Source organism: uncultured Gemella sp. (genome assembly GCF_963529685.1).
Classification (GTDB): Bacteria; Bacillota; Bacilli; order Staphylococcales; family Gemellaceae; genus Gemella.
This window is the reverse complement of the sequence record NZ_CAUSAI010000050.1, coordinates 1-11,796: the sequence shown is the minus strand read 5'-3', so window position 1 is coordinate 11,796 and position 11,796 is coordinate 1. Positions and strand designations below refer to the sequence as shown.

The 11,796-nt window shown below is 30.8% G+C and carries 10 protein-coding genes; 3 read left to right on the top strand and 7 right to left on the bottom strand.

Annotation, left to right across the window (positions count from 1 at the left end; all coding sequences use genetic code 11):
* From RWS90_RS07015 to RWS90_RS07000, 4 genes are all read right to left on the bottom strand, one after another.
* The coding region (locus RWS90_RS07015) for a hypothetical protein (protein WP_314549954.1) at positions 1 to 707 on the bottom strand (707 nt) is incomplete at its 3' end.
* 177 nt (positions 708 to 884) lie between these two features.
* Positions 885 to 1,481, bottom strand: a complete 597-nt coding sequence (locus tag RWS90_RS07010; protein ID WP_314549953.1) for a recombinase family protein — start codon at positions 1,479 to 1,481, stop codon at positions 885 to 887.
* A 167-nt stretch (positions 1,482 to 1,648) separates the two neighbouring features.
* The gene (ileS, locus tag RWS90_RS07005; RefSeq protein ID WP_314549950.1) at positions 1,649 to 4,381 is read right to left on the bottom strand and encodes an isoleucine--tRNA ligase; all 2,733 of its coding nucleotides are present in this window, start codon (positions 4,379 to 4,381) and stop codon (positions 1,649 to 1,651) included.
* Positions 4,382 to 4,774: 393 nt separating this feature from the next.
* Positions 4,775 to 5,419, bottom strand: a complete 645-nt coding sequence (locus tag RWS90_RS07000) for a hypothetical protein (RefSeq protein WP_314549947.1) — start codon at positions 5,417 to 5,419, stop codon at positions 4,775 to 4,777.
* Positions 5,420 to 5,747: 328 nt separating this feature from the next.
* On the opposite strand from RWS90_RS07000, the gene RWS90_RS06995 reads away from it, so the two are divergent.
* Complete coding sequence (locus RWS90_RS06995) at positions 5,748 to 6,797, top strand: PTS sugar transporter subunit IIC (RefSeq protein WP_314549946.1); 1,050 nt, start codon at positions 5,748 to 5,750, stop codon at positions 6,795 to 6,797.
* 154 nt (positions 6,798 to 6,951) lie between these two features.
* A complete protein-coding gene (locus tag RWS90_RS06990; protein WP_314549944.1) occupies positions 6,952 to 7,773 on the top strand; it encodes a lipoate--protein ligase family protein in 822 nt (273 codons plus the stop codon).
* 98 nt (positions 7,774 to 7,871) lie between these two features.
* On the opposite strand, the gene RWS90_RS06985 is transcribed toward RWS90_RS06990, so the two are convergent.
* Both RWS90_RS06985 and RWS90_RS06980 read right to left on the bottom strand, forming a co-directional pair.
* On the bottom strand, positions 7,872 to 8,600 hold the full coding sequence (locus RWS90_RS06985) for a DUF554 domain-containing protein (protein ID WP_314549941.1): 729 nt from the start codon (positions 8,598 to 8,600) through the stop codon (positions 7,872 to 7,874).
* A gap of 1 nt (position 8,601) precedes the next feature.
* Positions 8,602 to 9,255: a glutamate racemase gene (locus RWS90_RS06980; RefSeq protein WP_314549939.1), complete on the bottom strand. Its 654-nt coding sequence runs from the start codon at positions 9,253 to 9,255 to the stop codon at positions 8,602 to 8,604.
* Positions 9,256 to 9,654: 399 nt separating this feature from the next.
* On the opposite strand from RWS90_RS06980, the gene RWS90_RS06975 reads away from it, so the two are divergent.
* Complete coding sequence (locus RWS90_RS06975; RefSeq protein ID WP_314549937.1) at positions 9,655 to 10,965, top strand: protein kinase domain-containing protein; 1,311 nt, start codon at positions 9,655 to 9,657, stop codon at positions 10,963 to 10,965.
* A 313-nt stretch (positions 10,966 to 11,278) separates the two neighbouring features.
* Here the strand turns inward: RWS90_RS06975 and RWS90_RS06970 are convergent.
* Positions 11,279 to 11,796 (bottom strand): AAA family ATPase (locus RWS90_RS06970; protein WP_314549934.1); only part of this gene is annotated, 518 nt, incomplete at its 5' end.

Here is an 11,796-nt window from a genome sequence, read left to right as displayed (position 1 = left end):
TTACCTTCTTCTGTTGGCTTTATTGTTCCTAATGGTGCGTTACCTTCTTCTGTTGGTTTTATTGTTCCTGATGGTACGTTACCTTCTTCTGTTGGCTTTATTGTTCCTAATGGTGCGTTACCTTCTTCTGTTGACTTTATTGTTCCTGATGGTACGTTACTTTCTTCTGTTGGCTTTATTGTTCCTGATGGTGCGTTACCTTCTTCTGCTGGCTTTATTGTTCCTGATGGTTTGTTACCTTCTTCTGTTGGCTTTATTGTTCCTGATGGTACGTTACCTGCTTCTGCTGGCTTTATTGTTCCTGATAGATTATTTCCAGTAATTGTAGCATCAGCTACAGCTATTAATTTATTAGCTAATGCTTCCGCTTGCGATTTTGAAAATGTTTCAGAATTATACGATAAAACCGTTCTAAGAATATACCCCTCTTCAGGATTTAGCAAATCTAATGGTCCAATTGTAAATCGATAAGCCTGATTATTTAAAAGTGATTCCAACGTATTATCTACGAAGTCCTCAACATCTTCAAAAGTTTTAAATGGATTTGTAACAATTTCTAATTTCCCTTTAGTATCATTACCTGATTCCTGAGTTATTGAAGATGCAAAAGCATCAACTGAAGTTAGAATTGAAGTAACTCCAATAGCTGTACATATCGCAGTAGAAGCTGCTAAAAGTTTAATTGATTTAGTTTTTTTTGATTTCATATAAAATTTCCTCCTAGTATTTTTGAAATAGTATTTTTGTCCAAAAAAGCAGACTTTTTTGGACAAATTTGATAAAATAACAACTAAGAAATATTCAATGAAGTAATATACGTTTAGACAGACATTGAATGTAACAAATTATATATCCAATGTCTGTCTAAAAAAGTCTACATTTATTTACGATTTTTCCACTCTTTTTAACCAATTATGAAATGTACTTTTTGAAACACCGAACAACTTTGCTCCCTCTCTTATAGTTAACATGTTATGATTATAACATTCTACAGCAACTAAAAATTCATCTGGTATTTTTAGTTGAGGACGCCCAAATCTTTTTCCTCGCTTTTTAGCCTCATGTATCCCCTCCATCTGTCGTTGTTTGATTTGTTCTCGTTCCATCTGCGATACGTATGAAAGAACTTGTAAAACTAAATCCGAAATAAGTTTTCCTGTTATAGTATCAATATTATTTCTAGTATTCAACAAAGGGAAATCTAAAACAACAATATGAACCTTCTTAACTTTTGTAAGTAATTTCCACTGTTCTAAAATATCATCGTAATTTCGACCTAATCTATCAATAGATTTAATTACCAAGTCATCATCTTCTTGCAAAATTGTTAATAATCGTTGATATTCAATTCGATTAAAATTTTTTCCTGAAGCTCTGTCTATAAAAATTTGTTCTTTTGAAATATTTTCTAATGATAATGCAGTCAGTTGTCTATCTATATTTTGTTCTTTTGTCGATACTCGTATATAACCATAACGCATAAATAATCCCACCTATCTTTTTATTTTCATTTTACAACTTACCTTTAAAAAAAGAAAACTATTTCTTAGTCTAAACATTAACTGACAATTATATTTCTTAAAAACTTTATCTTTGGTATCATAAAGAAAAACTCAAATTAATCTGAGTTAATTTGAGTTTTTAAAAATTATTTATTTAAGATGCTAGCACAACGTGGACATAGCCCTTCTTCGTTCGCTTCATCAACGATGTTCCAACAACGTTCACAACGATGTCCTTCTGCTTTAGTTACTTTTACAGTAGCAAGATCATAAGTTACACCATCATTTTCTTTAACAGCTACTTTACTTACGATAAAGAATTGGTTTAGGTTGGCTACAGAGTTTAATAACTCAACAACTTCTGCATCGTTACTGTATACTTCAACAGCTGCTTCAAGAGATTTACCGATAACTTTTTCATTACGGCTTTCTTCTAATGCTTTGTTTACATCATCACGAACTTTTAAAAGTTTATCCCATTTAGCTTCCAATGCTGCATCATCGATTAAGTTCTTAACTGGGAAATCAGTTAAGTGAACTGATTCAACATCTTCATACGGCATATTGTCATATACTTCTTCTGCAGTGAATGAAAGAATAGGTGCGAATAATCTAACAGATTTACTTAATACTGTGTAAAGAACTGTTAACATACTTTGACGTTTGTGAGAATCTTCACCTTCGATGTAAAGAATATCTTTACCATAGTCAAGGTAGAATGAAGATAATTCAACGTTAAAGAAGTTAATTAATTCAGTAGTAATACTATTGAATTGATAGTTTTCGTAGTAATCTAATACTTTCGCAACAACTTTTTCAAACTTAAGAACCATGTATTTATCTAATTCTTCAAGGTCCTCATATGTAAGAAGATCTGTTTGGTTATTAAAGCTTCCGTTATATAAGTTTCCTAGTAAGAAACGGAAAGTATTTCTGATTTTTCTATATGTTTCAGAAACTTGTTTTAGGATATCTTTAGAGATACGTACATCTTGAGTATAGTCAACACTTGCAGACCATAGACGGATAATCTCAGCACCTAGTTCTTTACCAACATCGTTAGGTGAAATAACGTTACCTAATGATTTACTCATCTTGTTACCATTACCATCCATAACGAATCCAGCAGATACTAACTCTTTATATGGAGCTACTCCTGATACTGCAACAGAAGTGATAAGTGAAGAGTTGAACCATCCACGGTATTGGTCACTTCCTTCTAGGTATAAGTCAGCTGGGTAAGTTAACTCTTTACGAATTGCACAACATCCTTGGTGAGATGTTCCAGAGTCGAACCATACGTCCATGATGTCCATTTCTTTAGTGAATTCACCATTTGGACTTCCTGGGTGAGTATATCCTTCTGGTAATAATTCTTTAGCTTCTTTATAGAACCAAACTGTTGATCCTTCTTCTTCGAAGATTTTCGCTACGTGTTCGATTAAGTCGATATCAAGGATAGCTTCACCGTTTTCAGCATAGAATACAGGAATTGGCACACCCCAAACACGTTGACGACTGATTACCCAGTCACCACGGTCACGAATCATGTTATATAATCTTGGTTTACCCCATTCACTGTAGAATTTAGTGTTATCTACAGCTTCTAATAATTCAGAACGGAAAGCATCTACAGAACAGAACCATTGTGGTGTAGCTCTGAAGATAATTGGTTTTTTACTTCTCCAGTCATGTGGATATGAGTGAGTGATATCTTCTTGTTGTAATAATGCTCCAGTTTCAGCTAAGTGAGCAATAATATCTTTGTTCGCATCAAATACGAATTTACCAGCGAATTGCCCCGCTTCTTCAGTAAGAACACCTTGGTTATCAACTGGTGATAATACTCCAAGTTTGTATTGTAATTGACCAACAAGATAGTCATCAACCCCGTGTCCAGGTGCTGTATGAACTAGCCCAGTCCCTGAATCAAGTGTTACATAATCTGCTAAGATTAATGTAGATGTTCTGTCTAAGAATGGGTGTTGACATAGTAAGTATTCTAAATCTTTACCTACTAATACTTCACCAGTTTCATAGTTTTCCCAACCAAATTTTTCAGTTAAGAATGCAACTCTTTCTTTAGCTACTAGGTAACTTTCTCCATTGTACTTAACTACTTGGTATTCAAAATCAGGGTGAACAGCGATACCTAAGTTCGCAGGTAATGTCCAAGGAGTAGTTGTCCAAATTACAAACTTAGTTCCTTTTTCTACAGCACCATTTTCACTAACTAAGTCAAAAGCAACATAGATAGATGGTGAAGTGTGATCGTGGTACTCAATTTCAGCTTCCGCTAATGCAGATTCTGATGATGGTGACCAGTAGATAGGTTTTAATCCTTTGTAGATATATCCTTTGTCTACCATTTTACCGAATACACGGATTTGTTCAGCTTCGAATTTTGGATCAAGTGTAACATACGGATTTTCCCAGTCACCAAGAACCCCAAGTTTTTTGAAGTCAGTGCGTTGTTTATCAACTTGTTTTAATGCGTAATCTTTACATTTATTTCTGAATTTGTTAGCTGGCATAGATTTTCTATCAACACCATTGTTTACTAACACTTGCTCAATTGGAAGACCATGAGTATCCCAACCAGGAACAAATGGTGAAACAAAACCATTCATGTTTTTATATTTAACGATAAAGTCTTTTAAAATTTTGTTTAATGCGTGTCCAATATGGATGTTACCATTCGCATATGGAGGTCCATCGTGAAGAACGTATGATGGTTTCCCAGCATTTTTTTCTAAAATTTTGTTGTATAAATCCATTTCTTCCCAACGTTTTAGGAATTCAGGTTCTTTATTTGGAAGATTTCCACGCATTGGAAACTTCGTATTTGGCATTAATAATGTATCTTTTAATTCTACCATTTTTTCTCCTTTCAAAATAAAAAGCTCTTAGCAAAAGTTATAGAGGGCGAAATGTATCCACGGTACCACCTCTTTTAACTCCTACTAAGAGCACTTGTTTGTTCTATTAAAATAATTACACAATAAAGTGATAACTACTATGCTTCTATAAAACTTTCCACCTACCAGTTTCTCTCTAAAAACTCCACATAGTCGTCTTGTCTTTATTTACGATAGATTTATTATATTACATTAATCATAAACTTTCAAGTGTTTTATGTGAATTTAATATAAAATTTTCTGAAAACATAAGTGAAATATAAAAAAAGACTTTGAAAACAAAGCAAATACTAAGGATTTACAAACTATCATAATCTCCTTAAATTCAACTGGTTTCAAAATCTTGATTTTTTACTATGATCTACGATACGATTTTAACGCTTCTGATGTATATTCCAAAATTTGTTTTTGCGTTAGTGATGCAGTAACATTAATGTTCCCACCAGAAACATCTACACCATCAACATTAATAGGTAACCCTAATGCTTTTATAGAAATTATATTTCCTTTAACTCCAACTCCAGTTCCTGTCAATGCTTCTTTAAGATATTTTTCCAAAGCAAAATCAGGAATTGGCACTTTTCCAATTTTAGCGTCTTCTAGTACTAAATCTACACTATTATTTGCACCAACGACTTTGACATTAGCAGTAATCATCGTATCCCACAATCCTAATTTTACTGGTAACTTCGCAACAATATGATTACCAACAAGCTCATAACTACCTTGAAGTAGTTCTGAATCCTTGTCAACTGAATTCTTTAAAATTGATAAAAATGTATCATTATCAAGTTTTAACGATGTCGATAATTTCGAATTTGAAAAAGAAACATTCGAAATAAAATTTTTATTTAAATCCGCCACACTAGTCGTTGCTTGAACATTAGCCAATCTCTCTGTGTTTTTTATAGTTTCACTTGGTGTTAATGCATATGTTATACTACCGCCAAATAGAGCTAAGACTATTAATAACGATAGTAAACTTCTTAGTAATCTCATTTTTAGTCTCCTTTTTTATAACTTTTCTTATATTATTATACACTAAAGTTATATATATGTAAAAATTGATAATCACATCATTTATAAATGTACATTATCAACCTTATTGCCAACCTTCTTTTTATTAAATTCAAGCCATTTTTATGTTATTATTATTATACACTATACTTGCTAAAGTTAAAACAAAGTTAAATCTTTTCTATAGATATAGTAAAAATGATACTATAATTAGTTACAAAACAAATCTTTTAATATACAACCCTTTCATTTTACGCTATAATAATTAATAATCTAAAAAGATTAAGTTTTAGTAAAGGAGATAGAACATATGAAAGAAAATATCACAATAAAAAATTTCACCATGAATGTACTTAATGGTATAGCATTAGGAACGGTTCTTTGTCTAGTTCCAGGTGCATTACTAGGTGAACTATTAAAATATATAGGAAAACTTTACCCAGCACTTGCGTTCTTATCATTATCAATAACTATTTCTAATGCAATGATTGGACTAGCTTCAGGAATTATTATTGGATTATTATTTAAATTTACACCTGTTCAAAGTGTTTCTATTGGGCTAGCTACATTATTTGCGAGTGGTTCTATTATACCAACACCTGATAAAACAGGTCTAATGCTGAAAGGCTCAGGAGATATCGTAACGATGATATTCACTGCCGCTTTAGCAACAGCCTTTATCTTATTAATCGGAGACAAAGCTAAAAATTATGCCGTAATCATATTACCACCATTAACACTCGTTATTATTGGTGGTATCGGTAGATATACACTTCCTTTCTTCTCAGGTGTGACAAAATTATTAGGAGATGGAATTAAACACCTTCTTACTCTTCAACCTATTATCCTGACAATCCTTATAGCTATGATTTTTGCTTGCCTAGTAGTTTCACCAGTTACATCAGTAGGAGTTGCTCTTGCTATTAATATCGATGGAATTGCTTCAGGAGCTGCAAATCTTGGAATCTGTGCTTGTGGATTTACCCTAGCAATCGCAGGATGGGCAGTAAACTCAAAAGGTGTTTGCTTCGCTCACTTTATTGGATCTCCAAAGATTTCAATGGCAAATATTTTTGCTAAACCGAAAATCATGCTTCCAGTTCTATGTAGTGCAGCATGTTCTGGAGTATTCGCTGCGTTACTAAATATCAAGGGAACAGCGATGAGCGCAGGATTTGGATTCAGTGGTCTAGTTGGACCATTAGCACATCTTGCTACTACAGACGGTAGTGCTTTTGAACTACTAAAAGCTGCTTTAGTCTTCGCAGTAATACCTATACTTTCTGGTTTCTTCTTCGTAAAACTATTTACGAAAATAGTACCAATTATTAAACCAGAAGATTACAAACTTAACCTATAAAATAATTTAAGACGACTCGAAACCATTTTGAGCCGTCTCCTTTTTTATTTTCTAATATTATTAAAACCTTGCATAAATTATTCGCATAACTTATAATTATAAAGTATTAATTTTTAAGTTATATATATTATCGACAAATTTAGAAGGAGTAGCTATGCTAAATCTTATTCGAAATAAAAAATTCAATGTCTATAAAACATTAAATATTGTAAATCCCCTAATACCTATTGCTACCGATGAAATGTTTTTACGTACAATTTCTGGTAATGATGAGTGTATTTTACACATGTACACATTACCAAATTCTGCGATAATCGGAGCCCCAGATACTCGTGTACCATTCTTCGACGAAGCTCTATTCGCATTTTATAGAAATAATATTATTCCAGCAGTTAGAAATATCGGCGGTCTTGGTATAATTTCAGATAAAGGTATATTAAATTTATCAATCATTATGAATAAACCAAAAGATAATTTTTCAATTAATGAAGGTTATGAGCTAATGACAGAGTTTATCAAAGCCGTCTTCCCAGAAGGTGCTAACAAAATTGAAGCTATAGAAATAACAAATTCATACTGTCCTGGAGATTATGACCTAAGTATAAATGGAAAAAAATTCGCAGGAATAGCCCAAAGAAAGATCAAAGATTCGGTAGTTGTTTCAATATATATAAGCATCTTTGGAGATCAACAAAAACGCGCGAACATAATGCGTGAATTTTACGATATCGGAATTAAAGATCAACAGATAAATTACAAATACCCAAAAATCGATCCAAACTGCATGGAAACATTAGAAAAACTTCTTCATAAAGAGTTTACTCTAGAGGATGTTTATGAAAGAGTTGAAAAAGTACTATATTCACTAGATTGCGAACAAGTTGAAGGTGAATACACAGAAGAAATGATTGAAGAATACAACAGTATCTTCGAACAAGCAAAAGAAAGAAATGAAAGTTACTTAGAAGGAAAATAGTAAACTCCGCGGTTTAGGAATTCAGAATTTAAAATAATAAATATACAGTAAAGCTAGTCAGAATTATTTATTTTCTAACTAGCTTTATTTATATATATTTATAATAAATATAAAATCACATTTACCCAAAGCCAACTAAATGGCATTACTAGTATCATCGCAGGTACCATATCTACAACCGGGAACATCTTAAGTTTCAATATTCTAAATCCTGCAGCGACCATTAAGAAACCACCACAAGCTTTAAAGTCATTAATCATATCAGGCGTCGTAAGTGGAACTATTAAACCAGCTGATAAAAATAATAACGTAAAAATAACAAATTGTGGTACAGCTATTAGAGATACAATATACCCAAGATTACATGCAAAAATAGCAGCTGTAAAGAAATCCAGAATAGACTTCGTAATCAGTAGACTAGGATCCCCTGTTATACCTTCACTAAGACTTCCGTAAATTCCCATTCCACTAGAACAAAATAGCACAATAACCGTAATCAATGTAGCTAAAAATTCAGTCTCTGACATAGAAGTATTTGTTTTTGGAACAACTTTCACCATAAGTTTTTGCATTTTTGCACAAGCTCTATATACTAAATCTCCAAGATTAAAGAATAATCCTACTAATGTCCCTATAATAATCGCGAATATTACCGCAGGCATATATTTCATAAGACCGATTGAAGCTATTCCCATCCCCATTGAACAAAGACCAAATATCATATTTAATTGTTCTTTATACTTTTCAGGTAATTTATCCCCTAATACTGCTCCTACTATACCGCCTAAGAATATAGCAATCGTATTAATTATTATTCCTATTGGCATTCTATATATCCTTTCTCTTTAAACTATCTATCATAAATACTCCTACATCAATAATGTGAAGGTTAGTGATTTTCTCAAGTTCTTTTTTTATATAAGGAAAATGAGTACACCCAAGAACAACCGCTTCTACATTCGTTAATTCGAAATAATTAAACAGTGTCTTAAAGTTGAAATCATCAACTATTTGTTCAGGTTTATTTCCCTCTTCTATCGCTTTAACAAGCTCCAACATTGATAATCCTAATACACGTAGACGCGGGTTCGATACATAAAGATTGTTCTCAACACCCGTAAGACCATGAGAATTCGCCGCCATTACAGCAAGATACTTATACTCAAGACCTAGATTTCTATACATTTGCATAGGAGTAATAATAGGAATATTCAATTCATCCGCCAATCTATCAAAATCGACAACCGAACTAAGAGAATTACAATAAACAAAAATCGCATCACAATCTTTCTCTTTCAGTTCATCAATAATTTTCACGATAATATTTTCACGTTCTTCATCTTCTAGAGCTTGGAACGTAGTTTGCTCTACTGGATTATTAGAAATCGGTACTAATACTACATCATTATAGCCATATAAAGCTAATAATTCTCCGCCCAATTTTGAATCAATCGGTGTTCCAGCCATAACCGCTATTTTCATATACTCTTCTCCTATCTTTTTTATCATTTATAATAATTATATATTAAAACGTATATTATTAATTCTAGAATAAATTCATATTCTATTTTTATTTTAATCTTTTTATAAATAACTATTATTACAATTATACAAGTAAACTCCTTTCATTACAACATCAACAAATCTAAATATACATTTTCTACTTGTAGTGTTATAATTTCTTCCCTGTAGGTTTTGATATGCTTTTTTATAAATTCACCTCAATATGATATAATTAAAATGCAATATAAAAAACTATGCAACTCTAAATTAGTAATCGGTACTTACAAATCTGTAAAACCTAAAGAAAAGCAGAAAATGAAATTTATAAACCAGTAATCAAGAAATTTAATAATAAAAATTTATAGAAGGAGAATTAAAATGTATAAAAAACCAGATGAAAAAGGTGGAAATTCAAATATTTATTTTACTGAAGATTCAAAAGCGAAAAAGTTTTTAAGAAATAATTCTTCTAAAGAAAAAATAGATAGATTTAAATTAGAATTAGAAATAATGAGATTTTTTAAAGATAATCCTATTGATGGTGTAGTAAAAATTTATGATGTTTTTGATGATTCTAATGACATTAAAAAATCATATATAAAAATGGAAAAATATGATGGTAATATTAATGATTTATTAGGTTACACAAAAGGTGATGTGAGAAAAACTTTAAAACTATTTTTGCCTATTTTACATGCTTTGAATAAAATTTCAAAATTTGAAAACCCTATTTATCATAGAGATATTAAACCAGATAATATTTTATATGAAAAAGATGGAGAAGATTATAAGTTGTTTTTAACAGATTTTGGGATTTGCTATATAGATACAGAAAAAGAAAGACTGACTCAAGCTGAAACAGCGATAGGAGCAAGAATGTTTATTGCTCCAGAATATGAAAAAGGTAGAATTGACAATATTAACCATAAAGGAGACATATTTTCTATTGGAAAAGTCATTTGGTATATGATAAATGGTGAAAAAAATGATTTTTTACCATCAAATTTTTGGCATCTAAAAGAATTTAATTTAGTAAAAAAATTTGCTAATAATACTGATATGATTTTTGCAAATAATATTATATCAATTTGTTTAAATTATATTCCCGATGATAGACCAAATTATGATAAACTAATTATTTTAATTCAAAATTTTCTTAAAAAATCAAAAATAGATAGTGATGAAAGGTTAAAATTGGAAGTTGCACAATACGAAGAAAAAAGAAAAATTGATCTACAAGAAATAAAAGAGAAAAATGCTTTACTAGTTAATACTTTTAGTATATGTTTTGTCGAAGCATTAGAAAAGTTAAGTAATAAATATGATTTTGAGTTAATTTCTACGATATTAACAGAATATAAAAGTAAATCAAAAAACGGAGTAGATTATACTTCAAACTATGTGGAACAGAATATTGAACATGCTCTTTACAGAAACAAAATTGATAGAATGAATATTTTTATTAATTATCATTCAGCAAAAGATAACGAAAAGTATTGCAATGTAGATATTGAATATCATATTTATTCTAAAAATAAAATATCAAAATTGTTCCGTATATTTTATAAAGAAACTGGAGTATTGTATTCTGAATTCAATCAAAAAATTGAACTTTTTTCAGAAGAAGTTGTTTTAGATTGGGGAGTAGACTTGATTTCGGAATATGTACACTCATATGATCAACAATAAAGTATTATACAATAAAAATCGACTACAAAGCATTTGAAAATTTTGTTATAAACTAATTCTTCTGTATCTTTATAGGACGAGTTTCTCATAATTAGAAGGTTGAACATATCCTAACCATACTTTTTAAGATTTTATTAAGAAGGTTTCTTGATTTGTTGTATAAATTCCCTTTCTTACTTTTACACTAAATTTAAATTCTATTATTATAAATAGGATATATATGATTCTCTAGAAATTGTGACTAATTCACTATACATGCAAAAAACTAAGGGCTGAAATTAATTTCCCAGCCCTATAATTTATAGATAATTTATTATTTTATATCAATTTTCAATTCATCATCTACATAGTCTAGGTGGATTTCCATTCCATCTTCGATACCATGACGGATTAATTCAACTGAAAGTTTGTTTTCAATTTGACTTTGGATGAATCGTTTAAGTGGACGAGCACCGAATTTCATATCGAATCCAGCAGTCGCAACCCAACTAGAAATATTATCAGTATAAGTTAAAGTAATATTTCTATTAGCGGTACGTGCAACAAGTTCGTTAAGAAGTTTATTAGCGATTCCTTTAATATTATCTTGTGTTAATGGTTTAAAGATAATTATATCATCCATACGGTTAAGGATTTCTGGTTTGAAGTAACCGTAAAGTTGATTAGTAACATTTTTACGAGTTTCTTCAGAAATCACACCATCTTTCACTTCTTCTAATAGTTCTAATGAACCAATGTTAGAAGTCATGATAATTATTGTGTTTTTGAAATCTACCACTACACCTTTAGAGTCAGTAAGTGTACCTTCATCAAGAAGTTGAAGTAAGATAT